The organism is Candidatus Pseudomonas phytovorans, assembly GCA_029202525.1.
Taxonomy (GTDB): domain Bacteria; phylum Pseudomonadota; class Gammaproteobacteria; order Pseudomonadales; family Pseudomonadaceae; genus Aquipseudomonas; species Aquipseudomonas phytovorans.
This window is the reverse complement of sequence record CP119325.1, coordinates 309,571-333,495: the sequence shown is the minus strand read 5'-3', so window position 1 is coordinate 333,495 and position 23,925 is coordinate 309,571. Positions and strand designations below refer to the sequence as shown.

Genomic DNA, 23,925 nt, shown 5'->3' with positions numbered 1-23,925 from the left:
GCATTTGGTTGCCATGTGCCGAATCGTTCGCGACAGGTTTTGACGTGACGTCACGCAGAATCACGCCTCATCACAGCCGAAGGTTGGGGCTGTGCGTCGTTCAATGAGGATGAACATGTCTGCTGCCAGCAATATCCATTCGCTGCTTGCCCGCCTTCTTCCCGAGCGGGTCATTGCGCCACCGACCCCGGTCGGGAGGCGACAGCGGCTGTTTGCCGGTGTGGGTTTGCCCAGCCAGCGCTCGATGCTGGTCAACCGTCTGGATGAGGCCAGTGACCTGCAGGCGGTGTATGCCGACCTGCGCCGCCAGGCGTTGCTAGGCAGCGTGGCGGCACTGAACGACCTCGGCTGGATCTGGCTCAACGGCAAGTACTGGCGTGCCGATACCGTGCTGGCTGGCCACCTGCTGCGCATGGCGGCCCTGCAAGGCAATGCCGCTGCATGGTTCAACCTTGGGCAGCAGCATTACTTTGGCAAAGGCATCGACCCTTCCTACGTGCAGGCGGCGGAGTGCTACCGGCAGGCTTTCGAACTGGGCATGCTCCACGCAGCCGCGGCCTTGGGTGACTTGTATGAGGAGGAGGTGTGCGATGGCGACCTGGATTGGCAGGTGGACCTGGTGCAGGCTTACCAGTGGTTCATGCGCGGGGCTGAGCGGGGTGAAGCGCGTTGCCGCTTTGAGGTGGGTTACCGGTTGATGCACGGGCTTTACGTAGACGCAGACATCAAGGCCGCACTGTACTGGCTGGAGCTGGCGGCAGCGGCGGGGGTAGTGCAGGCGGCGGAAGAACTGGCAGTGCATTTCAGCAGCCGCGATGGGCTGCGCTACCAGGAGTGGCGGGACCGGGCGGTGCAGATGGGCAGCACGTTGGCCTTGACCATGAAGCTGGAAGACCAGATCCAGCCCTGAGTTTTCAGTTGCCTGTGCCGGCCTCTTCGCGGGCACGCCCGCTCCCACAGGTACCCCACAAATGCTCAGACCTTTGGTTTTCCTGTGGGAGCGGGCGCGCCCGCGAAGAGGCCGGCACAGGCTAAAAAATGAACAACATTTAACCCGGCGATTCGTCACCTCCTGTTGACGACAGGGGGAGGCACAGGCGTATATTGATAGTTAGCAAACTATGAATATCCTTGGTTCCTTTCATGTCCCTTGATCTCCTGCGCCTGCAAGTCAGCAGTGGCATGGTGGTTGCCGCTCGTCATTGGCGGCGCATCTGCCATACCGCGCTGATCGGTTACGGCATTTCCGAAGCCTGCGCCGCGCCATTGCTGATGATCGTGCGCCTGGGCGACGGCGTGCACCAAGTGGCGGTGGCCCAGGCTGCCGGCCTGGAAAGCCCATCACTGGTGCGCTTGCTCGACCAATTGTGCAAGGCCGGCCTGGTGTGCCGCAGCGAGGACCCACTGGACCGCCGCGCCAAAGCCCTGAGCCTGACCGCCGAAGGCCGTGCCCTGGCCGAAGCGATCGAAGCCGAACTGGTGCGCCTGCGCCGCGATGTGCTCAACGGAATCGACCAGGCCGACCTGGAAGCCACCTTGCGCGTGCTGCGCGCTTTTGAAGCTGCCGGCCTGGGCAGTGCGGGCGGGGTGGCATGAACGGCTTCTTCAGTTCGGTACCTCCGGCCCGCGACTGGTTCTACGGCGTGCGAACCTTCGGCGCCTCCATGATCGCCTTGTACATCGCGTTGCTCATGCAGTTGCCGCGCCCCTACTGGGCGATGGCCACGGTGTACATCGTCTCCAGCCCGTTCGTCGGCCCGACCAGCTCCAAAGCGCTGTACCGCGCAGTGGGTACGCTGCTGGGTGCCGGCGGGGCGATTTTCCTGGTGCCGCCGCTGGTGCAATCGCCGTTGCTGCTAAGCATCGCAATCGCGTTGTGGACTGGCACTTTGCTGTTCCTGTCGCTAAACCTGCGCACGGCCAACAACTACGTGCTGATGCTGGCCGGCTACACCTTGCCGATGATCGCCCTGGCGGTGGTCGACAACCCGCTGGCGGTGTTCGACGTGGCGTCTTCCCGCGCTCAGGAAATTTGCCTGGGGATCGTCTGCGCGGCGGTGGTCGGCGCCATTTTCTGGCCGCGCCGGTTGGCCCCTGTGGTGCTCGGCGCTACGGGTAACTGGTTCACCGAAGCGATCCGCTACAGCGACACCTACCTGGCCCGCGAAGCCAGCGGCGACAAGGTCGGCGGCATGCGCGGGGCGATGGTCGCCACCTTCAACTCGCTGGAGTTGATGATCGGCCAGCTAGGCCACGAAGGCGCTGGCCCACATACCCTGAAGAACGCCCGCGAGCTGCGCGGGCGGATGATTCATCTGCTGCCGGTAATCGACGCGCTCGACGACGCCGTGGTGGCCTTGGAAGGTCGCGCGCCGGCCCAGTTCGCCCAGCTTCAACCTGTACTTGAAGCCGCTCGTGAATGGCTCAAAGGCACTGCCGACAGCGCGTCGGTCGCGCGCTGGACTGCGCTGCACGAACAGATCGACCGCTTGCAGCCCGCTGCCGCCGCCCTCGACCAGCGCGCCGAGCTTTTATTGTCCAACGCCCTGTACCGCCTGACCGAATGGGCCGACTTGTGGCAGGACTGCTGCACCTTGCAGCACGCCTTGCGTACCGACGATGCCAAGCCTTGGCGTGCGGTGTACCGCCACTGGCGCCTGAGCCGCCTGACGGCGTTCTTCGACCGCGGCCTTATGCTGTACTCGGTTGCCTCCACCGTACTGGCGATTGTGGTCGCCTGTGGCTTGTGGATCGGCCTGGGCTGGAACGACGGCGCCAGCGCCGTGATCCTCGCGGCAGTATCGTGCAGTTTCTTCGCCGCCATGGATGACCCGGCGCCGCAGATCTACAAGTTCTTCTTCTGGACACTGCTGTCGGTCATCTTCTCCAGCCTGTACCTGTTCCTGGTGCTGCCCAACCTGCACGATTTCCCGATGCTGGTGCTGGCCTTCGCCGTACCGTTCATCTGCGTTGGCACCCTGACCGTACAGCCGCGCTTCTACCTGGGTACCTTGCTGACCATCGTCAACACCTCGACCTTCATCAGCATTCAGGGCGCCTACGACGCCGACTTCTTCACCTTCCTCAACGCCAACCTGGCCGGCCCCGTGGGGCTGTTGTTCGCCTTTATCTGGACCCTGGTGATGCGCCCGTTCGGCGTAGAGCTGGCGGCCAAGCGCATGACCCGCTTCGCCTGGCGCGACATCGTCGAAATGACCGAGCCGGCGACCCTGGCTGAACACCGCCAGGTTGGCGTGCAGATGCTTGACCGCCTGATGCAGCATTTGCCGCGGCTGTCGCAAACGGGTCAGGACAGCGGCGTGGCACTGCGTGATCTGCGTGTGGGGCTGAACCTGCTTGACCTGTTGGCCTATATGCCGCGTGCCGGCCAGCAGGCTCGCGAGCGCCTGAACACGGTGGTTGAGGAAGTCGGCGCGCACTACGCCGCCTGCCTGCGTGCCGGCGAACGCCTGCATGCCCCGGCCGCGCTGCTGCGCAACATGGAGCGTGCACGCCTGGCGCTGAACCTGGATGAGCTGTACGAGCGCGGCGATGCCCGCACCCACCTGCTGCATGCCCTGAGCGGCCTGCGGTTGGCGCTGTTGCCGGGCGTGGAAGTGATGCTCGACCCCGCCGAACAACCGCAATTGCCCCCTGGCCTCGACGGAGCGCCCCTGTGATTGGTGAACTGGATATCAGCGGGGTGTTCCTGCCTACGCTGCTGGTGATGATGTTTGGCACCTACCTGCTGTTCCTCGGGGTACACGCGGTGCTGGTGCGTATGCATTTCTACCGCCTGGTCTGGCACCGGGCGCTGTTCAACGTTGCCCTTTATGCCGTGCTGCTTGGCGCGGTGGACCACTTTTGCCGAAACCTGATGCTGCCATGAAAAAACCTTTGCTGACTTTGGGCCGTGTGGTCCTGACCTTGCTGGTAGTGACCTTCGCCGCCGTGCTCGTGTGGCAGATGGTGGTGTACTACATGTTTGCCCCCTGGACCCGCGACGGCCACATCCGCGCCGACGTGATCCAGATCGCCCCCGATGTGTCGGGGTTGATCCAGAAGGTCGAGGTGCGCGACAACCAGACCGTCAAACGCGGCGACGTGCTGTTCACCATCGACCAGGACCGCTTCACCCTGGCCCTGCGCCAGGCCAAGGCGACCCTGGGCGAGCGCCAGGAAACCCTGGCCCAGGCCTCGCGCGAAGCGCAGCGCAACCGTAAGCTGGGCAACCTGGTGGCCGCCGAGCAGCTGGAGGAAAGCCAGTCTCGCGAGGCCCGTGCCCGCTCTGCTGTCAGTGAGGCCCAGGTAGCGGTCGACACCGCCCAGCTCAACCTCGACCGTTCGGTGGTGCGCAGCCCGGTGGACGGCTACCTCAACGACCGCGCGCCGCGTAACCACGAGTTCGTCACGGCCGGCCGCCCGGTGCTCTCAGTGGTCGACAGTGCCTCGTACCACGTCGACGGCTACTTCGAGGAGACCAAGCTGGGTGGCATCCACATCGGCGACGCCGTGGACATTCGCGTGATGGGTGACAACACCCGCCTGCGCGGCCATGTGCAGAGCTTTGCCGCCGGCATCGAAGACCGCGACCGCAGCAGCGGCGCTAACCTGCTGCCCAACGTCAACCCGGCGTTCAGCTGGGTACGCCTTGCGCAGCGTATTCCGGTGCGCATCGCCTTTGACGAAGTGCCCGAGGACTTCCGCATGATCGCCGGGCGTACCGCCACGGTGTCGATCATCGAGGGCCAGCGCCCATGAAACAACTGATCCTGGCCGGCCTGTGCCTGTCGCTGGGGGCCTGCATGATGGTTGGCCCCGACTATGAGGTGCCCAAGGATGCGGCGGTACAACGCAGCGACCTCAACGGCCCGCTGCGCCAGGACGCCGACAGCGTGGTCTCGGCGCCGGTACCCGAGGACTGGTGGCAGCTGTATCAGGATCAAAGGCTGAACGAACTGGTGCGCCAGGCCCTGAGCGCCAACACCGAGCTGCGCGTGGCCGCCGCCAACATCGCCAAGGCCCGCGCTCAGGTCGAAGTGGCCGAATCGCAAGGTGGCTTCAATGGTGGCGTCAAGCTCGGTGCCCAGCGCCTGCAGGAGGCCGGCCAAGCCTTCCTGCTGCCCGAAAAGGTGCCAGTGGCCAACATTGGTGAAGCCATCATCAGCGCCTCGTACCAGTTCGACCTGTGGGGCACGTTCAAGCGCGGCACCGAGGCCGCCAAGGCCAATGCCGACGCTGCACAGGCGGCGGCCGACACCGCCCGTATCACCTTGGTGGCAGATGTGGTCAAGGCTTACACCCAGGTGTGCTCGGCAAACGAGGAATACCACATCGCCCGCGAATCGCTCGACTTGCAGGAGCAGAGCGTGAAGCTCAACCAGCGCCTGCGTGATGCCGGCCGTGGCGATGAAACCCAGGTCACCCGCTCCCAGACCCAGTTCAAATCCTTGCGCGCCGAGTTGCCACGCTTCAAGGCTGAGCGTGAGACCGGCGTGTACACCCTGGCTGCGCTGCTGGCTAAACCGGTGGACCAGTTGCCTGCCGGCACCGCTGATTGTGCCGAGCTGCCGCACCTGAGCCAGCTGGTTCCGGTGGGCGACGGTGCGGCCCTGCTCAAGCGCCGCCCAGATGTTCGCCAGGCCGAGCGCCAGCTGGCTGCAGCCACTGCTTACATAGGTGTAGCGACCGGTGCGCTGTATCCGGACATCAGCATCGGCGCTCAGGTTGGCACCATCGGTATCCTGGACGACCTTGGCGACCCGTCGACCAACCGCTGGGGCTTTGGCCCGCAGGTCAGCTGGTCCATTCCCACCAACGGCACCCGGGCCCGCATTCGCATGGCCGAAGCGTCTACCCAAGCCTCCTTGGCCAACTTCGATGGCGTGGTGCTGAACGCCATACGCGAAACCCAGACCCGCCTGGCGCAGTACAGCGCCCTGCTGGACCGGCGCGATGCCTTGGCCGAGGCGGAGAAATCGGCCAAGGAAGCAGCAGACCAGACCCACCGGTATTACCAGGCCGGGCGTGAATCGTTCCTGGCGGATTTGCAGGCGACGCGGACTTATACCGATATGCGCGCGCAGTTGGCGGCGGCCAATAGCCAGGTAGCCATGGGGCAGATTGGCGTGTTCCTCGCATTGGGTGGAGGGTGGAAGGAAAGTGCGGCTGAGCAGCCACGCCCATAGTTCTGCTAGTTACTTGACCGCTTTAGAGTTCGTCATGCTCCGCCTGACTTAACCAGGCAGGTGGAACATGGAAAAAGTTACGTGTGGGATGCCTGTTGGCATCGTGGAAGAGCAGGCCGGGCACTTTTGTGCAAAGTCCAGCTATGCGCCTTACGGGTTCGATGGTACCCAGGCAGTCGGGGTACCGGGCTTCAACGGACAGCCTCGTGACCGGGTGACCGGGTGTTATCTGCTAGGCGCCGGCTACCGGGCCTACAACCCTGGGCTGATGCGTTTCAACAGCCCGGACAGCTGGAGCCCGTTCGGCGAAGGCGGGTGGAGTAGCTATGCCTATGTCTCGTGCGACCCCATAAACCACAGTGATCCAACGGGACATATCAAGTACCCACAGCGACCATTGTCGCTGCAGATAAGCCCGAAACAGACATTCAATTCGCCACCCAGATCCCACAGTGCTCCCGTTTTAGCGAAACCCTTGCTGAGCCAAACGCCATCAAGTGCGTCAAGCTCCTCCGGAGGGCGCGCACCCGGCAGTGGGCAGTACAGTTCTCAAATATCGTGGAGCTCCAACGCCTCTTCAGGCTCCAGCAAAGGGTGGGCATTAGACAAATCCAACGCCACCTTCAAAAAGCTGACCAAGTCCGAACAGAAAGTATTCGATGTTTTCCAGAACGCCATACACCACTTTGGCATGTCTCCCAAAGACGCTTCAATGTTGGCGGGTGCTAGTAACTATAAATTGCTGCCCAACAATAAAGTCGACAATTTCCAGGTTCGGCTTAGCCAAGGGCAGCGGGTCTCAGGTGAAATCGAAGGTAAGACAGCGATCATTCGTCAGGTAGGTGGGCATACATGACACCGCCGGTGATCCAACGGCAAAGCCCCTGGCCATTCCATTTCATCAGATTTGTAGCAAGATTTTTCATGAAATCCGTCCAGCACCCTTGAGGGAAGCCAAGTCGGAGTGAACAATGTTCTCTTTCGTATTCCCTTCGAGACTGGCCATGAAAACCCGTTCCCGTCTGTTTGCCTGGCTGCCTGCTGCATTGCTCGGGCCGGTGCTGGCGCTGTGCAGCACCCTGGTGTTGGCCGAAGCCCCGGCCGAGGCCAGCAAGGCCATGCACCTGCTGGACTACATTGGCGCCGACTACCCGCCGACCGTGCAGGGCGGCAAGGTGATCGACGATGGCCAATACCGCGAGCAACAGGCGTCCAGCAAGGTGTTAGCGGAGCTGGTCAAAGGCTTGCCGGTAAATGGCGAGCAAGCAGCCTTGGAGCAGGGCGTGCAGGCGCTGCGCCAGGCGATCGACCAGCGCTTGGAAGGCGTGGCGGTGGCCAAGCAGGCTCGCCAGCTGGGCGCGCGCCTGGCAGTGGCCTACGAGGTCAGCCAGGCCCCGGTGATCACTCCGGACCCGGTCCGTGGCGCTTCGCTGTACGCGCAAAACTGCTCGATCTGCCATGGCGACACCGGCGCTGGCGATGGCCCGGCAGGCGTGGGGCTGGAGCCAGCCCCGTCTAACCTGCGCGATGTCTCACGCCTTGACCGGTTGAGCCTGTTCGACCTCTACAACGCCCTTTCGCTGGGCATCGACGGCACCGAGATGCCGTCCTTTGCCGACCAGCTGGATGACCGCCAGCGCTGGGATGTGGCTGCCTACATCGCAAGCTTCACCGCCAAGCCCGAAGCCGGTAAAGGCGACAAGACCTGGAATATTGCCGACCTGGCGCGCCAGACACCGTCCGAAGTCGCGGCCAACGAAGGTAATGCGGTCGTAGAGGCGTTCCGCGCCCAGCGCGCCCAGCCGCCGCAGGTCAAGCGCGGCCCGGCGCAGTTGCTGGAGTACACCGCCAGCACGCTGGACAAGAGCCTGGCGGCCTACCGCGCAGGCGACCACGACCAGGCTTACGACCTGTCTGTGGCGGCTTACCTGGAAGGTTTCGAACTGGTGGAAAGCTCACTGGACAACGTCGATGCCCAGGTGCGCAAGGACACTGAAAAGTCGTTGATGGCTTATCGTCAGTCACTGCAGGACGGGTTGCCCGTAGCCCAGGCCGAGCAACGTCTGACCCAGGCCAAGGCCAAGCTCGACCAGGCAGCCAAGCTGTTGGGCAGCGATGGCTTGAGCTGGTCGCTGAGTTATATCTCCGGTTTGCTGATCCTGCTGCGCGAAGGGCTTGAGGCCATTCTGGTGCTGGCGGCGATCCTGGCCTTCCTGCGCAACACTGGCCAACAGTCCGCGGTGCGTAGCGTCAACATCGGCTGGGCACTGGCACTGGTTGCCGGCTTTGCCACCTGGGCCTTGGCGGCTTATGTGATCGACGTCGGCGGCGCCCAGCGCGAGTTGCTGGAAGGCTGCACGGCGCTGTTCGCGGCGGTGATGGTCCTGTGGCTCGGGGTCTGGATGCATGACCGCCGCCATGCAGCAGCCTGGCAGAACTACATCAAAAGCAGCCTGGTCAGCGGCGGAGGGCGCTTCGGCTTTGCCTTGCTGGCGTTCTTCTCGGTCTACCGTGAACTGTTCGAAGTGATCCTGTTCTACGAAACCCTTTGGCTGCAGGCAGGCCCTGCCGGCCATCAGGCGGTACTGGCGGGTGGCGCAACGGCGCTGGTGCTGTTGGTGGGCCTTGCGTGGGTGATTCTGCGTGGTTCGGCCAAGCTGCCGCTGTCGCTGTTCTTCAGCATCAACGCCGCGCTGCTGTGTGCATTGTCGGTCGTGTTCGCCGGGCATGGCGTGAAGGCGCTGCAAGAGGCCGGGGTGCTGGGCACACGGCCGGTGGCGTTCTTCGAATTCGACTGGCTGGGGATTCACGCCGACGCCTACTCGCTGTCAGCGCAGGTGGTGGCCTTACTGGCCATCGTGTTCCTGTACGGGCGCTCGTGGCTGGCGGAAAAGCGCAGGGCAGCGGCTAACTGAAAAGGGCCGCTCTGCGGCCCCTTGCAATCTCGGATCAGGCTGGCTGTGGCGCTTTCAGAATGTTCTGCAGCAACTGGACACTGTTGACGGCGTCATGACCCAGGCTGGTCAGGTAGCCGCCATCAGGCTGATCAGTCAGCTTCTTATCATACAAGCGTTGCGCCGCCGCGATCAGGGCTGGGGCGGCGGCGCTGGTTATCTTGATGCCCTCCTGGCTGCTGTCGTGTTTGAACAGCGCGAGTACTTCCAGTTCGTCGATCAGATCGGGGGTAAAAGGCATGGCAGCTCCTGACTTCCAGACAAGGATTAGGGCACTGTTCAACGGTGCCTGATCTTCGAGTGTAGCCGGGTTATTCGTCCTCGCCTTGATCCATCTCAGGCGGCAGTTCCGGCAGCGCTCTCAGGGCGTTCTCGTACCACTCACGGTCGAACTCGCGATCTTCCTTCAGCATGTTGTCAACCTCGAAGGCCAGCACATGGGCCATCAGGTTGAGAATGTCTTCACGCTCGTAGCCGACCAACTTCAGTTTGTTGAAAGTGGCCTTGGCCGCAGCCGGGTCGCCGCTTTCAATCTGGTTTTCGATGGCCTGGGTCAGCGTTGCCTCGGCAAAGGCTTCGTCGTCGTTGTCGATGTCGGTGGGCTCGCTCATGGCGCTACTCCTGAGTTGGGATGCACAGTGTGCCATGCCCGTGGCGGCAATGCCCGGGCATTGACGGGGTGCATGACGCTGGTCAGCGGCGGGCGTACGGTCTATAAAAGCCGGGCCATCCCCTTACGGCCTGGAGGCTGTTACCTCATGCTCAAGCTTCATGGATTCTCGGTCAGCAACTACTACAACATGGTCAAGCTGGCCCTGCTGGAAAAAGGCCTGCCCTTCGAGGAAGTCACCTTCTATGGCGGCCAGGCGCCACAGGCGCTGGAGGTAAGCCCTCGGGGCAAGGTGCCGGTGCTGGAAACCGAACACGGTTTTCTCAGTGAAACCAGTGTGATCCTCGACTATATCGAGCAGACCCCGGGCGGCAAGGCACTGCTGCCAGTTGATCCGTTTGGTCAGGCCAAGGTGCGTGAGCTGCTCAAGGAAATCGAGCTGTACATCGAGCTGCCGGCGCGTACCTGCTATGCCGAGTCGTTCTTTGGCATGTCGGTGGAGCCGCTGGTCAAGGAGAAGGCCCGTGCCGATTTGCTGGCCGGGTTTGCCACGCTCAAGCGTAATGGGCGTTTTGCGCCTTATGTAGCGGGCAAGGAACTGACGCTGGCAGACCTGATGTTCTGCTTCTCGGTCGATCTGGCTTATGCAGTGGGCAAGAAAGTGCTGAACATCGACTTCCTGGCGGATTTCCCGCAGGCCAAGGCTTTGTTGCAGCTGATGGGTGAGAACCCGCACATGGCGCGGATCGTGGCAGACAAGGAGGCGTCGATGCCGGCCTTCATGGAGATGATTCGCAGCGGCAAACGCTGAGATCAGTGTTGGCCCCTTCGCGGGTAAACCCGCTCCCACAGGGACTGCGATGCTTTTGAAACCTGTGTGATGCCTATGGCCCCCACAGGACTGCACAGCCTTTGAAACCAGCGCAATACCTGTGGGAGCGGGCGTGCCCGCGAACGAGGGCGAAGCCCTCGCAATGGGCGTTAACGCGAAGCCAGCAGGTCTTTGCCACGCACAGCGGCGGCACGCACCTGCGCCGGTGCCGTACCACCAATGTGGTCACGGGCGTTCACCGAGCCTTCCAGGGTCAGCACGGCAAACACGTCCTGCTCGATCTGGTCGCTGAACTGGCGCAGTTCGTCCAGGCTCATCTCGGCCAGGTCCTTGCCCGTGTCCACACCGTACTTCACAGCATGGCCAACGATTTCGTGGCAGTCACGGAATGGCAGCCCCCGGCGAACCAGGTAGTCGGCCAGGTCGGTGGCGGTGGAGAACCCGCGCAGTGCCGCTTCACGCATGATGGCGTGCTTTGGCTTGATCGCCGGGATCATGTCGGCAAAGGCACGCAGCGAGTCGCGCAGGGTATCGGCGGCGTCGAACAGCGGCTCCTTGTCTTCCTGGTTGTCCTTGTTGTAGGCCAGCGGCTGGCCTTTCATCAGGGTCAGCAGGCCGGTCAGGGCGCCGAACACACGGCCGGTCTTGCCACGTACCAGTTCCGGCACGTCCGGGTTCTTTTTCTGCGGCATGATCGAGCTGCCAGTGCAGAAGCGGTCCGGCAGGTCGATGAACTGGAACTGCGCGCTGGTCCACAGCACCAGCTCTTCGGAGAAGCGCGACAGGTGCATCATTGCCACACTGGCAGCGGCGCAGAATTCGATGGCGAAGTCGCGGTCCGACACGCCGTCTAGCGAGTTGCCGCCCACGGCCTCAAAGCCCAGCAGCTTGCAGGTGAGTTCGCGGTCGATCGGGTAGGTCGTACCCGCCAGTGCGGCGCTGCCCAGGGGCATGCGGTTGGTGCGCTTGCGGCAGTCGACCAGGCGCTCGTAGTCGCGGCTGAGCATTTCGAACCACGCCAGCAGGTGGTGGCCGAAAGTGACCGGCTGCGCCGTCTGCAGGTGGGTGAAACCGGGCATGATCGTTTCTGCTTCACGCTCGGCCTGCTCCAGCAGGCCCTTCTGCAGGCGGGTGATTTCGGCCAGGATCAGGTCGATTTCATCGCGCAACCACAGGCGGATGTCGGTGGCCACCTGATCGTTGCGGCTACGGCCAGTGTGCAGCTTCTTGCCGGTGATGCCGATGCGGTCGGTCAGGCGCGCCTCGATGTTCATGTGCACGTCTTCGAGGTCGACGCGCCAGTCGAAGTTGCCGGCCTCAATCTCGCCCTGAATGGTCTTCAGGCCATCGATGATGGTGTCGCGCTCGGCATCGCTGAGCACGCCGACCTGCGCCAGCATGGTGGCATGGGCGATCGAACCCATGATGTCGTGGCGGTACAGGCGCTTGTCGAAATCGACCGAGGCGGTGAAGCGGGCGACGAAGGCGTCGACGGGCTCACTGAAGCGGCCGCCCCAGGACTGATTGGTCTTGTCGGTGCTCATGGATTCACTCATTGCAGGCGTGAACGAAAAAGTGGCGCCGATAATAGCAGGGTTGGGCTGGCTGCCGCAGGGCGCCGGTCGAGAGAAATGCCCGGAAAATGGCACAGAAGGATTTTAAGGAATGAACGGCAGTGTTCCACGGACCGTCTACAGTTGGACAAAGGACAGGCGGTGAATCTGCCGTCCGAGTGAATCTTTGGCCATCGCACCGGTCTAGAGCGTGACCGCAGTGTCGCTCGAACCACATCTGTCTACGCTATACCTGTGCGAGACTCATTCAGGAATCCAGCGCAATTATGAATGTCCTGATCGTTGATGACGAACCCCAAGACCGTGAACGCCTAAGCCGGCTGCTCGGCGAACTGGAGGGTTACACCGTGCTGGAGCCTAGCGCCACCAACGGCGAGGAGGCCCTTGCGCTGATCGAAAGCCTCAAGCCCGATGTGGTCCTCCTGGACATCGGCATGCCAGGCCTGGATGGCCTGCAGGTAGCTGCTCGCCTGTGCGAGCGCGAGGCGCCGCCAGCGGTGGTGTTTTGCACCGGGGATGATGAATACGGTGCCGAGGCATTCAAGGACAGTACCCTCAGCCATGTGACCAAGCCCTTCCAGGCCCAGGTGTTGCGTGATGCCTTGCGCAAGGCCGAAAAACCCAACCGCGCCCAGTTGGCCGCGCTTACCCGGCCGGCCAATGAAGGTGGTGGCCCTCGGAGCCACATCAGTGCCCGTACGCGCAAAGGCATCGAGTTGATCCCTTTGCCCCAGGTGATCTATTTCATTGCCGACCACAAGTACGTGACCTTGCGTCACGAAGGCGGGGAAGTGCTGCTCGACGAGCCGCTCAAAGCCCTGGAAGACGAATTTGGCGAACGCTTCGTGCGCATCCATCGCAATGCGCTGGTTGCCCGCGAGCGTATCGAACGCCTGCAGCGCACCCCGCTGGGGCACTTTCAGTTGTATCTGAAAGGTCTGGATGGCGACGCCCTTACCGTCAGCCGGCGGCATGTGGCCGGTGTGCGCAAGATGATGCAAACCCTCTAAAACCATTTGCGCAAGTCAGTAAGTTTGCGCGGTCCTTGTGGGAGCGGCCTTGTGTCGCGAAAGGGCCGCAAAGCGGCCCCAGCAAGCTATGCACCGCTGCCCAAACCCTGGGGCCGCTTCGCGGCCCTTTCGCGACACAAGGCCGCTCCCACACCAGACTGCGCAGGAGCTGTTGATCCGTATCTGCTAGCGATACCGGCGATGCTGTTATCATCGGCGGCATTTCTCTGGATCGGGGCGTTTCATGTCCACTCGCGAAATCCGCATTGCCACCCGCAAAAGTGCCTTGGCCCTGTGGCAGGCCGAATACGTCAAAGCCCGCCTCGAGCAGGCCCACCCCGGTCTGCTGGTGACCCTGGTGCCCATGGTCAGCCGTGGTGACAAGCTGCTCGACGCGCCGCTGGCAAAAATCGGCGGCAAGGGCCTGTTCGTCAAAGAGCTGGAAACCGCCCTGCTGGACAACGAAGCCGACATCGCCGTGCACTCGATGAAGGACGTGCCCATGGACTTCCCTGAAGGCCTGGGCCTGTACTGCATCTGCGAGCGCGAAGACCCGCGTGACGCCTTCGTTTCCAATACCTTTGACAGCCTTGCTGCGCTGCCTGCCGGCAGCATCGTCGGCACTTCCAGCCTGCGCCGCCAGGCCCAGTTGCTGGCGCGCCGTCCGGACCTGCAAATCCGCTTTCTGCGCGGCAACGTCAACACTCGCCTGGCCAAGCTGGACGCCGGTGAATATGACGCCATCATTCTCGCCGCCGCCGGCCTGATCCGCCTGGGCTTCGAAGACCGGATCACCGCCACCATCAGCGTTGACGACAGCCTGCCGGCTGGCGGCCAGGGCGCAGTGGGCATCGAGTGCCGCAGCGCCGACGTTGGGATCCATGCACTGCTGGCGCCGCTGCACCATGCCGACACCGCCGACCGGGTGGTGGCCGAACGCGCTCTGAACAAACGCCTGAATGGCGGCTGTCAGGTGCCGATCGCCTGCTACGCGGTGCTCGAAGGCGACCAGCTGTGGCTACGTGGCCTGGTTGGCCAGCCTAGCGGTGGTCTCCTGCTTGTGGCCGATGCCCGCGCGTCACGTTCTGCGGCCGAGGCCTTGGGCGTGCAAGTGGCCGAAGACCTGTTGGGCCAAGGCGCCGAGGCCATCCTCAAGGAAGTCTACGGTGAGGCCGGCCACCCGTGAGCCAATGGCGCCTGTTGCTGACCCGGCCTGCCGAGGACTGTGCGGCACTGGCGCAGAACCTGGCGGCAGCGGGGGTGGGCAGCAGCTGCCTGCCGCTGCTGGCGATCGAGCCCGTCACCCTGGAGGCCCGGCAGCGTCTGCTGCTGGAGGGCCTGGATGGCTTCCAGACGATCATCGTGGTCAGCAAACCGGCTGCCCGGTTGTTGCTTGAGCAACTGGCCGAAGCCAGCCTGCTGCCACCACGGCAGGGTTGGTTCACCGTGGGTGAGGCCACCGCTGCAGTGCTGCAGGGGGCGGGGCTGGCGGTAAGCACGCCTCTGCGTGGCGACGACAGCGAAGCATTGCTGGCACTACCAGCCCTGCTTCAGGCCGTTGCCGTACCTGCAGCGCGCGTCCTGGTCGTTCGCGGCGTTGGAGGTCGCGAACTGCTGGCAGAGCGTCTTGCAGAGCAAGGTGCTAGTGTCGAATATCTGGAACTGTATCGTCGCTGTCTGCCGGCTTACCCGGCGGGCACCCTGATGCGCCGCATCGAAGCGGAACGCCTCAATGGCCTGGTGGTCAGCAGTGGGCAGGGTTTTGAACATTTGCAGCAACTGGCCGGTGCCGACTGGCCGCAGCTGGCACGCCTGCCGCTGTTCGTGCCTAGCCCACGGGTCGCCGAACAGGCAAGGGCCGCCGGGGCCCAACAGGTTGTGGATTGCCGTGGCGCCAGTGCCACGGCCTTGCTGGCAGCTGTGCAGCGCAGCGCTGCACCTGCCTCTTAAGGCGCTAAGCTGAACGCGATGCGCCCCCATGCAAAGGATGGATACGTGAGCGAGACTGTCTTGTCCAATAACGATCAGCCGTCGGCACAGGCGCCGGCGGAACCCGTCAACACCCCACCTGCCAAGCGCTCCGGCAGTGGCCTGGCAGCACTGGCCTTGCTGCTGGGTGCAGCCGGGGTGGCGGTAGGTGGCTGGGGGGTCTGGCAGGTGCGTCAACTGCAAGGCAGCGAGTTCAACCAGGGCCAGCACATCGAGGCGCTGACCCAGCGTGCCGAAGCCCTGCAGCAGCGCGAACAGCAGATCAGCGCGCAACTGGCCAGCCTGCCGGCGGCCAGCGAGCTGGAAGATCGCCGCCGCCTGGTGGCACAGTTGCAAGGTGACCAGCAGCGCCTCAGCCAGCGCCTGGAAACCGTGCTGGGCGAAAGCCGCAAGGAGTGGCGCCTGGCTGAAGCCGAGCACCTGCTGCGCCTTGCTACCCTGCGCCTGTCGGCCTTGCAGGACATCACCAGTGCCAAGGCCTTGGTCGAAGGCGCCGACGAGATCCTGCGCGAGCAGAGCGACCCGGGTGCATTCGCCGCCCGTGAGCAACTGGCACGCAGCCTGGCCACACTCAACAGCACTCAGCAACCAGACCGTACCGGCCTGTTCCTGAAACTGGCCGCACAGCGTGAGCTGGTGCAGCAACTGAGCGCCCAGTCGCCCGAGTTCGACAGCAATGCCGATGCGCTGGGTGCCCTGACTTCCGACGGAGATGGCGCCAGCCGGCTGTCGCAGTGGTGGGCAGAAATCTCCAAGTACTTCCAGATCGACTTCAACGCCGATGAAAACGTGCGGCCGCTGCTGGCCGGGCAGCAGTTGAACCAGCTGCGACTGGCCCTGAGCCTGACCATCGAGCAGGCCCAGTGGGCGGCGCTCAATGGTGACGCAAAGGTCTACACCCAGGCGCTGGACGACGCCCGCAGCGTGCTGTTGGCGAACTTCAACGCCGACAACCCGCAAAGCAAGGCCATGCTTGACAGCCTTAACGCCTTGGCCGAGCAACCGGTGTCGGTGGTTACCCCCGACCTCAGCGAAAGCCTGGCGGCCGTGCAGGCCTACATTCAGCGCCGTCACCTGCCGGCCGAGGCTGAAGGGGGCAAGCCATGAAGCGTGTCTACCTGCTGGCGGTGCTGGCAATCGTGATTGCTGCGGCGCTGGGTATTGCCGTCGCCAAGCACAGCGGCTACGTGCTGCTTTCCTATGGCAGCTTCCGCTATCAATCGGGGCTGTGGGCGGCACTGGCCGGCCTGCTGGCGGTGCTCGCAGTGTTGTGGCTGGTGCGTTATCTGGTCGGCCTGGTACTGACGTCCAGCGGGGTGGTCAACCCGTGGTCGCGGCGCAACCGCAGCCGGCGCATCCGCCTGGCCATCGAACAGGGCCAACTGGACCTTGCCGAGGGCCGCTGGGCCAGCGCTCAACGCCACTTGCACCGTGCCGCCGAGGCCGAGCGCCAACCGCTGCTGTACTACCTCGGTGCCGCACGTGCTGCCAACGAGCAAGGCCGCACCGAAGACAGCGACAACCTGCTGGAGCGTGCGCTGGAGCGTCAGCCGCAAGCAGAACTGGCCATTGCCCTGACCCATGCGCAGTTGCAGATGGACCGTGGTGAAAGTGACGGCGCCCTGGAAACCCTGCTGGCCATGCAGGAACGCCACCCGCACAACAGCCAGGTGCTGCGCCTGCTGCAGCGTCTGTATGTGGAGCGCGGTGACTGGTCGGCACTGATCCGTCTGCTGCCAGACCTGCGCAAGGGCAAGGTGCTGCCGTCCGCCGAGCTGGCGGCATTGGAACAACGTGCCTGGGGCCAGAACCTGAGCCTGGCCACCACCCGTGGCGAAGACGCGCAAACTGCACGCCAGGCCCTGGAACGCGCCTGGCAGCAACTGACCGCGGCCCAGCGCCAAGAGCCGCAACTGGTGCTGGCCTACGCCGAGCAATTGCGCCAGGTGGGGGCCCAGAACGAGGCCGAGCAAGTGCTGCGCACTGCCCTCAAGCGTGAGTACGAAAGCCATTTGGCCCGCCTGTACGGCCTGGTGCGCGGTGATGACCCGGCGCGCCAACTGCAAACGGCCGAAGGTTGGCTCAAGGCCCACCCGCAAGACGCCAGCCTGTTGCTGACCCTTGGCCGCCTGAGCCTGCAGAACCGCCTGTGGGGCAAGGCGCGTGACTACCTGGAAAGCAGCCTGCGCATGGAGCGCAACCCCGAGGCCTGTGCCGAACTGGCCCGTCTGCTCGCTGGCCTTGGCGAGACCGAGCGCAGCAACCAGCTGTTCCAGGAAGGCCTTGGCCTGCTGGACGAGCGCCTGCTGGCGCTGCCTTTGCCAGAAGGCGTACGCGCCTGACCCACCCCAGAGCCCGCGCAAAGGTGCGGGCTTTGGGGGCGGGTAACTTATCTACTGCTGTAGGTTAGTTCTGCAGCCCATTTCTTCCGGCGCTTCCTACTTTAGCAATGGAAATTTCCTACGCGCTTCAGCGACTTATCGCTACTGTAGCGCCTTGATACAAAGCGGGTCTTTCCTCTACCGTTTCAGACCACAACATTTCCCCGGGACTTTCACCGCCCATGCTTCCGGCCCGCTTGCGCACCTTTTTCCTTCCTTCCTGCCTGGCCGCATTGGCAGTACTGGTCGTGTCATTCCACCTGGAAAACATACTGGGGCTGGTGCCGTGCCCTTTGTGCGTCAGCCAGCGGCTATTGCTTGCCGCCTACGCACTGCTGAGCCTGGCGGCGGTAGTGCAGGCGCCGGGTGCGCAAGGCATCCGCCATTACGCGCGGGCTACGCTGGGCTGCTCGCTGGCCGGCGCGTTGCTGGCGGCACGGCATGTCTGGGTGCAGGGAGGTGGCGGTGCTATCCCTGTATGCCCGCTGCCGATCGGGCGTGTCTTCGAGCAATCCTGGAGCGAAGCCGCGCGGCAGTTCCTGCTGGGTGGCCCGCAATGCAGCTCGCTGACATGGAGCTTTCTCGACCTGACGCTGCCTGAGTGGAGCCTGCTGGCCTTCCTGTTGCTGGCCGTGCTGCCCTTGAGATGCCTGCTGGCGTATCGTTTCCGCAGCCGGGCAACAAGTTGACCTGGAACAAGGCCAGGCCACCAGTGCGACCAATGGCGGTTTTACAAGGTATTAAACACTTGTATGAACTTTGTCTGCTGCGTACCTTGATGGTCAGCACGCACGGGAATAATCTCCCAGCACGCATACTGAAAACACAACTGCTCGATGCCGTTCTGCTGATGTCACCTTTGTGCTGCGTATTCGTGGCGCGAGGTGCAGCGGCATCTACCCAGAAGGGATGAGATCGCCATGCTCGATAGTTGTCAGAACGCCCAGGAACGCTGGGGTGGGGTTCACAAGCTGATCGACCGTTGGCTGGAGGAGCGCCAGGAACTGGTGCAGGCTTTCCGCGCGTTGCGCGATGTGAAGCTGGCCTTTGCCGACAAGGACACCAACGGGGACTTTTGCGCGCTTCTGGTCGACTACGTTTCGGCGTGGCACTTCGAAGTCAGCGGGCAGTTGATCGAAGAAGCCAAGGCATTCGGTGACTCGCGAGGCCTGGAACTGGCCACGCAAATCAATCCGCGCATTGATGAAAGTACCCAGATCGCACTGGCCTTCAATGATCATTGCGAGAAAGGCGACTGCACTGACCCCGAGCGCTTTGCCGACAAGCTCAACAAGCTCGGCGGCCTTTTGCGCGAGCGTTTTGAGCTGGAAGACTGCCTGATCGAAGTGCTGCACACCGCGCACAAGGAAGAGGGCGCAGTCGAGGCTTGAAGGTTGGCGTCAGTCGCCAACCGACAGCAGTTCGATCTCGAACACCAGGGGTGTATAAGGTTCGATCAGATCACCCGCACCTTCGGCGCCATAGGCTTGCGCCGACGGAATTACCAGGCGCCATTTGGCGCCGGCGTGCATTTTTGGCAAGGCCACCTGCCACCCTTCGATCACCGAGTCCAGGCTGAACCACTGGGGCGCCTGGTTCTGGTCGAACACCGAGCCATCCGGCAGCTTGCCCACATAGCGCACCTGCACTTTGCCGCCTGCTCTGGGTTGAGCCCCCGTGCCTGGCTGCAGTTCGCTGTAAAGCACACCTTCCGGTAGTTCGTGTACTCCATAACGCCCACGCTCGTTGGCCATGAAGCGTGTTTCGGCTGCCTGCAACTTCTGCGTGGCGGCGTCACCTGCCTGCGCTTCGTGCTGCTGGAGCACCGCCTGCATCCGCGCCTTGTCGAGCTTCAGCGGTTGCCCCTGATAGGACTGCTTCAGGCCTTCGACCAGTGCATCCAGTTGCAAACCCGGCATCTCCTGGCGCAGCCGCTCACCCAGGCTGGCGCCCAGGCTGTAGGCGAGGTCCGTGTCGGTGCTGTCGGCCATTGCAACAGGCACCAGCAGGCATACACCTAATACAAGATATCGAGGCAATGCCCGGACTCCCAAATATCAGCAATGATTAATTCAGCAACTACACTTTCACGCAGCTGCAAGATAACAACTTTGCCCAGGCATGCAACGCGGCGTAAATATTACTGTCAACATGCCCTAGCGGCGGTAGCAGCAGAAGCATAGTATGAGCCGCAATCTCGTCAGCCAGGAGGTAAACCATGTCGGCCAAAAAGAAGCCAGTAAACACGCCGTTACACCTGCTCCAGCAACTTTCGGGCAGCCTGCTTGAACACTTGGAAGATGCCTGCTCGCAAGCGCTGGCTGATGCGGAAAAACTGCTGGCCAAACTGGAAAAGCAGCGCGGCAGGGCCCAGGAAAAACTGCACAACGGTCGCCTGAAATTGCAGGATGCTGCCAAGGCAGGTAAAGCCAAGGCGCAGACCAAAGCGCAGAAAGGCATTGGCGAACTTGAAGGGCTGCTCGATGCGCTGAAAGAACGTCAAACCCAGACCCGTACTTATATCCAGCAACTCAAGCGCGACGCGCAGGACAGCCTGAAGCTGGCCCAAGGTGTTGGCAAGGTTCGTGAAGCAGCCGCCAAGGCCCTTGATCTGCGCGCAGCCAAAACCTCCAAGCCTGTTGCTGCCAAGCCAGCAGCCAAAAATACTACCGCTGCCAAACCTGCCGCGAAGCCAGCAGCCAGAGCCACTGCTGCTGTTAAACCTGCCGCGAAGCCAGCTGCCAAAGCCGCTGTTGCTGCCAAGCCTGCCACGAAGCCGGCTGCCAAAGCCGCTGCTGCTGCCAAGCCTGCCGCGAAGCCGGCTGCCAAAGCCGCTGCTGCTGCCAAGCCTGCCGCGAAGCCAGCTGCCAAAGCCGCTGCTGCTGCCAAGCCTGTCGCGAAGCCAGTTGCGAAAGCCGCTTCTGCTGCCAAACCTGCGGCGAAACCGGCTGCCAAAGCCGCTGCTGCTGCCAAGCCTGCCGCGAAGCCAGCAGTTAAAGCCACTGCTGCTGCCAAGCCTGCCGCGAAGCCAGCAGTTAAAGCCGCTGCTGCTGCCAAGCCTGCCGCGAAGCCAGCAGTTAAAGCCACCGCTGCTGCCAAACCTGCCGCTAAGCCGGCTGTCAAAGCCGCTGCGAAACCTGCTGCCAAAGCTCCAGCACGTACCGCCGCCAAGCCAGCTGCAGCAAAACCCGTTGCCAGCAAGCCAGCCGAAGCCAAACCTGCTACCCCAGCCGCCAGCACCCCGGCTGCGGCAACCAACTCGGCCACCCCGGCCGCTTCGGCAGCGCCGTCGGCACCCGCCAGCACTCCGGCTCAGGCACCGTCTTCGGCCTCCTGAAGCGCGGCCGCCGCGACGCGCAACTGTTGCAGCGCGTCGTGGTGTAGGGCAGGGGCCGGCGCCAGCCGGGCCAGCCAGTCGTCCGCGGGCTCAGTGGAGTCTGCGGGCCACGCTCGCGAGCGTTCCTGCATGCGCTCCAGCAACGCTCTTTCTGCCTGCAACTCCAACCCCTTCACCTGTTCACGCAACGCCGCCAGTTGCGGGTCACCCGCCGCTGACGCTCGCCACTGCTGGCGCAGGCTGCGTAATGGGGCGACCACTTCACGCTGCCAGCGCTCGGCAACTTCGTGCAGCGCTTGCGCGCGCTCGTCCAGCACGGCCACGCCACGCGCCTGCAGCCAGGCAGCGCACAGCAGCAGGCAGACATCGCCACCCTGCGCCTGCAGTCTAAGGCAGGCCGCTTCCACGCCAGGCTTGGCATACAGGGCCAGGGCGTAATTCCACAGGTCGGTGTACATGGTTCCACTCGCGCTATGGGCCGAGGAAGCTGGTAGACTCCGCGACCATCATGATCAGACTAACCAACCTCACTTTACAGCGTGGTCCGCAGCGCTTGCTAGACGGCGCCGACATGACCCTGCACGCCGGTCACAAAGCCGGCCTGATCGGCGCCAACGGCGCCGGGAAATCCAGCCTGTTCGCCTTGCTGCGCGGTGAGCTGTCGCCAGATGGTGGCGATTGCCAACTGCCCGGCGACTGGCGCATCGCCCACATGCGCCAGGAGATCGAGACCCTCGACCGCGTGGCGGTGGACTATGTGCTCGATGGCGACGCGCGCCTGCGCAAGGTCCAGACCGAACTGGCTGCGGCCGAGCAGGCCCACGATGGCACCGCCCTGGCGCGCCTGCACAGTGAGCTGGAAGCCGCCGACGGTTATACCGCCGACGCCCGCGCGCGCAAATTGCTGGCGGGCCTGGGCTTCACCAACGAGCAGATGGACCGCCGCGTCGGCGACTTCTCCGGCGGCTGGCGGATGCGCCTGAACCTGGCTCAGGCACTGATGTGCCCGTCCGACCTGCTGCTGCTCGACGAACCCACCAACCACTTGGACCTCGACGCCATCCTGTGGCTGGAAGACTGGCTCAAAGGCTACCCCGGCACGCTGTTGCTGATTTCCCACGACCGTGACTTCCTCGACGCCGTGGTCGACCATGTGCTGCACGTCGAGCAGCGCAAGCTGAACCTGTACAAGGGCGGCTACAGCGCCTTCGAACGCACCCGTGCCGAACGCCTGGCGCAGCAGCAACAAGCTTACGAGAAGCAGCAGGCGCAGCGCGCGCACATGGAAAAGTACATCGCCCGCTTCAAGGCCCAGGCCACCAAGGCGCGCCAGGCCCAAAGCCGGATCAAGGCCCTGGAGCGCATGGAGGAGCTGTCGGCGGCGCATGTCGACTCGCCGTTCGACTTCGTCTTCCGCGAGTCGCAAAAAATCTCCAGCCCGTTGCTGAGCTTGTCCGAAGGCAGCCTGGGTTATGGCGACAAGGCCATCCTCGACAAGGTCAAGCTGCAGCTCACCCCGGGTGCGCGCATTGGCCTGCTGGGGCCCAACGGCGCTGGCAAGTCGACCCTGATCAAGAACCTTGCGGGTGAGCTGGAGCCGTTGTCGGGCCGCCTGGTACGTGGCGAGAATCTGTCCGTAGGCTACTTTGCCCAGCACCAGCTGGACTCGCTCGACGACAAGGCCAGCCCGCTGTTGCACCTGCAGCGTATTGCCCCCACCGAACGTGAGCAGACCTTGCGCGACTTCCTCGGCGGCTTCGACTTCCACGGCGCCCGCTGCGAAGAGCCGGTGGTGAATTTCTCCGGTGGCGAAAAGGCCCGCCTGGCGCTGGCGCTGATTGCCTGGGAACGGCCGAACCTGCTGCTGCTCGACGAACCGACCAACCACCTCGACCTGGAAATGCGCCTGGCGCTGACCATGGCGTTGCAGGAGTTTGCCGGTGCCGTGGTAGTGGTGTCTCACGACCGTCACCTGCTCAAGAGCACCACCGACGACTTTTTGTTGGTAGCCGACGGCAAGGTTGAACCCTTCGACGGTGACCTGGACGACTACAGCCGCTGGCTGGTCGAGTACCGCCAGCGCAGTGCACCGGCCAGTACCACCCCGGTCAACCCGGACAAGACCGACAAGAAGGCCCAGCGTCAGGCTGCCGCAGCCTTGCGCCAGCAGTTGGCACCGCACAAGAAGGTCGCCGACAAGTTGGAGGCCGAGCTTAACCAGATGCACGCGCAGTTGGCCGAGGTCGAGACCGCGCTGGGTGATGGAGGCGTTTACGAGTCGGCTCGTAAGGACGAGTTGCGTGAACTGCTGGCGCGCCAGACCAAGCTCAAGCAACGCGAAGGCGAGCTGGAAGAAGCCTGGATGGAAGCGTTGGAAACCCTCGAAAGCATGCAGGCTGAGCTTGAGGCGCTGTCCTGATGGAGGAGCTGCGTTCGCTGCTGCCAGGGCAATGGATGAACACCTTCTGGCTGGGCTTGCAGATTCTCTTGATCCTGGTGGCGGCCTTCGTCCTGCAGCGCATCGTGGCTCGGGGTTTGAGCCGCCTGGGCCAGCGTTACCCGCTGCCGCCAGAGCTGCTGGTACCGGTGCGCGGCGGCCTGCGATGGCTGATCATGGGCAGTGCGCTGCTATTCGTGCTGGAGCGCCTGGGCGTGTCCGCAACCGTGCTGTGGACGGCATTGTCCGGCTTTGTCGCGGTGGCGGCGGTGGCCTTCTTCGCCATGTGGAGCGTGCTGTCCAACCTGCTGTGCGCGGTGCTGATCTTCACGGTCGGGCCGTTTCGCATCGGTGATGTGGTCGAGCTGGTCGATACGCTGGACAAGCCGGGCGTGAAAGGCCGGGTGATCGCCATCAACCTGCTGTTTACCACCTTGCTGGAAATGCCCGAGGCGGGTGGGGCGCTGGTGCAGGTGCCCAATAGCCAGTTCTTCCAGAAGTCGGTGCGGCGCTGGCGCGGGGCTGAGGTACAGACGATGCACAAGGATGCATCTGTCGAGGCTGACTGATTGAACCTGTACCGGCCTCTTCGCGGGCATGCCCGCTCCCACAG

The 23,925-nt window shown here is 63.4% G+C and carries 24 protein-coding genes; 19 read left to right on the top strand and 5 right to left on the bottom strand.

The window, feature by feature from the left end; all coding sequences use genetic code 11:
- Positions 1–115 precede the first annotated feature (115 nt).
- From P0Y58_01460 to P0Y58_01425, 8 genes are all read left to right on the top strand, one after another.
- Positions 116–910 carry a tetratricopeptide repeat protein gene (locus P0Y58_01460; GenBank protein WEK30886.1) on the top strand — a complete coding sequence of 265 codons (795 nt, stop codon included), beginning with the start codon at positions 116–118 and terminating at the stop codon, positions 908–910.
- Between the two features lie 233 nt (positions 911–1,143).
- Positions 1,144–1,596: a MarR family transcriptional regulator gene (locus P0Y58_01455; GenBank protein WEK30885.1), complete on the top strand. Its 453-nt coding sequence runs from the start codon at positions 1,144–1,146 to the stop codon at positions 1,594–1,596.
- On the top strand, positions 1,593–3,680 hold the full coding sequence (locus P0Y58_01450; GenBank protein ID WEK30884.1) for an FUSC family protein: 2,088 nt from the start codon (positions 1,593–1,595) through the stop codon (positions 3,678–3,680). The genes P0Y58_01455 and P0Y58_01450 overlap by 4 nt, the downstream gene beginning before the upstream one ends.
- Positions 3,677–3,889, top strand: a complete 213-nt coding sequence (locus P0Y58_01445) for a DUF1656 domain-containing protein (GenBank protein ID WEK30883.1) — start codon at positions 3,677–3,679, stop codon at positions 3,887–3,889. The genes P0Y58_01450 and P0Y58_01445 overlap by 4 nt, the downstream gene beginning before the upstream one ends.
- Positions 3,886–4,761: an HlyD family secretion protein gene (locus P0Y58_01440; protein WEK30882.1), complete on the top strand. Its 876-nt coding sequence runs from the start codon at positions 3,886–3,888 to the stop codon at positions 4,759–4,761. The genes P0Y58_01445 and P0Y58_01440 overlap by 4 nt, the downstream gene beginning before the upstream one ends.
- Positions 4,758–6,188: a TolC family protein gene (locus P0Y58_01435; protein ID WEK30881.1), complete on the top strand. Its 1,431-nt coding sequence runs from the start codon at positions 4,758–4,760 to the stop codon at positions 6,186–6,188. Before P0Y58_01440 ends, P0Y58_01435 begins: the two co-directional genes overlap by 4 nt.
- A gap of 88 nt (positions 6,189–6,276) precedes the next feature.
- Complete coding sequence (locus P0Y58_01430; protein WEK33253.1) at positions 6,277–7,044, top strand: RHS repeat-associated core domain-containing protein; 768 nt, start codon at positions 6,277–6,279, stop codon at positions 7,042–7,044.
- 115 nt (positions 7,045–7,159) lie between these two features.
- Positions 7,160–9,103, top strand: coding sequence for a cytochrome c/FTR1 family iron permease (locus tag P0Y58_01425; GenBank protein ID WEK30880.1), 1,944 nt, complete (start codon positions 7,160–7,162; stop codon positions 9,101–9,103).
- A gap of 34 nt (positions 9,104–9,137) precedes the next feature.
- Here P0Y58_01425 and P0Y58_01420 read toward each other — a convergent pair whose 3' ends face one another.
- Positions 9,138–9,383: a TIGR02647 family protein gene (locus P0Y58_01420; protein ID WEK30879.1), complete on the bottom strand. Its 246-nt coding sequence runs from the start codon at positions 9,381–9,383 to the stop codon at positions 9,138–9,140.
- A 70-nt stretch (positions 9,384–9,453) separates the two neighbouring features.
- Positions 9,454–9,753 (bottom strand): hypothetical protein, encoded by a 300-nt coding sequence (locus P0Y58_01415; GenBank protein ID WEK30878.1) that lies wholly within the window; start codon positions 9,751–9,753, stop codon positions 9,454–9,456.
- Positions 9,754–9,900: 147 nt separating this feature from the next.
- On the opposite strand from P0Y58_01415, the gene P0Y58_01410 reads away from it, so the two are divergent.
- A complete protein-coding gene (locus tag P0Y58_01410) occupies positions 9,901–10,563 on the top strand; it encodes a glutathione S-transferase (protein WEK30877.1) in 663 nt (220 codons plus the stop codon).
- 170 nt (positions 10,564–10,733) lie between these two features.
- Here the strand turns inward: P0Y58_01410 and argH are convergent, their stop codons facing one another.
- A complete protein-coding gene (gene argH / locus P0Y58_01405) occupies positions 10,734–12,128 on the bottom strand; it encodes an argininosuccinate lyase (GenBank protein ID WEK30876.1) in 1,395 nt (464 codons plus the stop codon).
- 296 nt (positions 12,129–12,424) lie between these two features.
- Here argH and P0Y58_01400 point away from each other — a divergent pair, with 296 nt between their 5' ends.
- From P0Y58_01400 to rsd, 7 genes are all read left to right on the top strand, one after another.
- Positions 12,425–13,168, top strand: a complete 744-nt coding sequence (locus P0Y58_01400; GenBank protein WEK30875.1) for a LytTR family DNA-binding domain-containing protein — start codon at positions 12,425–12,427, stop codon at positions 13,166–13,168.
- Between the two features lie 244 nt (positions 13,169–13,412).
- On the top strand, positions 13,413–14,354 hold the full coding sequence (hemC, locus tag P0Y58_01395; GenBank protein WEK30874.1) for a hydroxymethylbilane synthase: 942 nt from the start codon (positions 13,413–13,415) through the stop codon (positions 14,352–14,354).
- Positions 14,351–15,118 (top strand): uroporphyrinogen-III synthase, encoded by a 768-nt coding sequence (locus P0Y58_01390; GenBank protein ID WEK30873.1) that lies wholly within the window; start codon positions 14,351–14,353, stop codon positions 15,116–15,118. Before hemC ends, P0Y58_01390 begins: the two co-directional genes overlap by 4 nt.
- Before the next feature lie 45 nt (positions 15,119–15,163).
- A complete protein-coding gene (locus P0Y58_01385) occupies positions 15,164–16,264 on the top strand; it encodes a uroporphyrinogen-III C-methyltransferase (GenBank protein WEK30872.1) in 1,101 nt (366 codons plus the stop codon).
- Positions 16,261–17,499, top strand: coding sequence for a heme biosynthesis protein HemY (locus tag P0Y58_01380; GenBank protein WEK30871.1), 1,239 nt, complete (start codon positions 16,261–16,263; stop codon positions 17,497–17,499). Before P0Y58_01385 ends, P0Y58_01380 begins: the two co-directional genes overlap by 4 nt.
- 221 nt (positions 17,500–17,720) lie before the next feature.
- On the top strand, positions 17,721–18,227 hold the full coding sequence (locus tag P0Y58_01375) for a disulfide bond formation protein B (GenBank protein WEK30870.1): 507 nt from the start codon (positions 17,721–17,723) through the stop codon (positions 18,225–18,227).
- Positions 18,228–18,458: 231 nt separating this feature from the next.
- Positions 18,459–18,929, top strand: a complete 471-nt coding sequence (gene rsd / locus P0Y58_01370; GenBank protein ID WEK30869.1) for a sigma D regulator — start codon at positions 18,459–18,461, stop codon at positions 18,927–18,929.
- 9 nt (positions 18,930–18,938) lie between these two features.
- Here the strand turns inward: rsd and P0Y58_01365 are convergent, their stop codons facing one another.
- Positions 18,939–19,577 carry an FKBP-type peptidyl-prolyl cis-trans isomerase gene (locus P0Y58_01365; protein WEK30868.1) on the bottom strand — a complete coding sequence of 213 codons (639 nt, stop codon included), beginning with the start codon at positions 19,575–19,577 and terminating at the stop codon, positions 18,939–18,941.
- Positions 19,578–19,756: 179 nt separating this feature from the next.
- On the opposite strand from P0Y58_01365, the gene P0Y58_01360 reads away from it, so the two are divergent.
- On the top strand, positions 19,757–20,875 hold the full coding sequence (locus P0Y58_01360; protein ID WEK30867.1) for an AlgP family protein: 1,119 nt from the start codon (positions 19,757–19,759) through the stop codon (positions 20,873–20,875).
- Here P0Y58_01360 and P0Y58_01355 read toward each other — a convergent pair.
- A complete protein-coding gene (locus P0Y58_01355) occupies positions 20,851–21,333 on the bottom strand; it encodes a TIGR02444 family protein (protein ID WEK30866.1) in 483 nt (160 codons plus the stop codon). The two genes, P0Y58_01360 and P0Y58_01355, sit on opposite strands and share 25 nt — an antisense overlap.
- Before the next feature lie 50 nt (positions 21,334–21,383).
- Between P0Y58_01355 and P0Y58_01350 the strand changes: the two genes are divergently transcribed.
- Both P0Y58_01350 and P0Y58_01345 read left to right on the top strand, forming a co-directional pair.
- Positions 21,384–23,294: an ATP-binding cassette domain-containing protein gene (locus P0Y58_01350; protein ID WEK30865.1), complete on the top strand. Its 1,911-nt coding sequence runs from the start codon at positions 21,384–21,386 to the stop codon at positions 23,292–23,294.
- Positions 23,294–23,881: a mechanosensitive ion channel family protein gene (locus P0Y58_01345; protein ID WEK30864.1), complete on the top strand. Its 588-nt coding sequence runs from the start codon at positions 23,294–23,296 to the stop codon at positions 23,879–23,881. Before P0Y58_01350 ends, P0Y58_01345 begins: the two co-directional genes overlap by 1 nt.
- Positions 23,882–23,925: the final 44 nt, after the last annotated feature.

Bases quoted from the DNA above. Each gene is read 5' to 3' on its own strand.
- P0Y58_01460 (WEK30886.1), top strand. From the start codon at position 116: ATGTCTGCTGCCAGCAATATCCATTCGCTGCTTGCCCGCCTTCTTCCC.
- P0Y58_01455 (WEK30885.1), top strand. From the start codon at position 1,144: ATGTCCCTTGATCTCCTGCGCCTGCAAGTCAGCAGTGGCATGGTGGTT.
- P0Y58_01450 (WEK30884.1), top strand. From the start codon at position 1,593: ATGAACGGCTTCTTCAGTTCGGTACCTCCGGCCCGCGACTGGTTCTAC.
- P0Y58_01440 (WEK30882.1), top strand. From the start codon at position 3,886: ATGAAAAAACCTTTGCTGACTTTGGGCCGTGTGGTCCTGACCTTGCTG.
- P0Y58_01435 (WEK30881.1), top strand. From the start codon at position 4,758: ATGAAACAACTGATCCTGGCCGGCCTGTGCCTGTCGCTGGGGGCCTGC.
- P0Y58_01430 (WEK33253.1), top strand. From the start codon at position 6,277: ATGCCTGTTGGCATCGTGGAAGAGCAGGCCGGGCACTTTTGTGCAAAG.
- P0Y58_01425 (WEK30880.1), top strand. From the start codon at position 7,160: ATGTTCTCTTTCGTATTCCCTTCGAGACTGGCCATGAAAACCCGTTCC.
- P0Y58_01420 (WEK30879.1), bottom strand. From the start codon at position 9,383: ATGCCTTTTACCCCCGATCTGATCGACGAACTGGAAGTACTCGCGCTG.
- P0Y58_01415 (WEK30878.1), bottom strand. From the start codon at position 9,753: ATGAGCGAGCCCACCGACATCGACAACGACGACGAAGCCTTTGCCGAG.
- P0Y58_01410 (WEK30877.1), top strand. From the start codon at position 9,901: ATGCTCAAGCTTCATGGATTCTCGGTCAGCAACTACTACAACATGGTC.
- argH (WEK30876.1), bottom strand. From the start codon at position 12,128: ATGAGCACCGACAAGACCAATCAGTCCTGGGGCGGCCGCTTCAGTGAG.
- P0Y58_01400 (WEK30875.1), top strand. From the start codon at position 12,425: ATGAATGTCCTGATCGTTGATGACGAACCCCAAGACCGTGAACGCCTA.
- hemC (WEK30874.1), top strand. From the start codon at position 13,413: ATGTCCACTCGCGAAATCCGCATTGCCACCCGCAAAAGTGCCTTGGCC.
- P0Y58_01380 (WEK30871.1), top strand. From the start codon at position 16,261: ATGAAGCGTGTCTACCTGCTGGCGGTGCTGGCAATCGTGATTGCTGCG.
- P0Y58_01375 (WEK30870.1), top strand. From the start codon at position 17,721: ATGCTTCCGGCCCGCTTGCGCACCTTTTTCCTTCCTTCCTGCCTGGCC.
- rsd (WEK30869.1), top strand. From the start codon at position 18,459: ATGCTCGATAGTTGTCAGAACGCCCAGGAACGCTGGGGTGGGGTTCAC.
- P0Y58_01360 (WEK30867.1), top strand. From the start codon at position 19,757: ATGTCGGCCAAAAAGAAGCCAGTAAACACGCCGTTACACCTGCTCCAG.
- P0Y58_01355 (WEK30866.1), bottom strand. From the start codon at position 21,333: ATGTACACCGACCTGTGGAATTACGCCCTGGCCCTGTATGCCAAGCCT.
- P0Y58_01350 (WEK30865.1), top strand. From the start codon at position 21,384: ATGATCAGACTAACCAACCTCACTTTACAGCGTGGTCCGCAGCGCTTG.
- P0Y58_01345 (WEK30864.1), top strand. From the start codon at position 23,294: ATGGAGGAGCTGCGTTCGCTGCTGCCAGGGCAATGGATGAACACCTTC.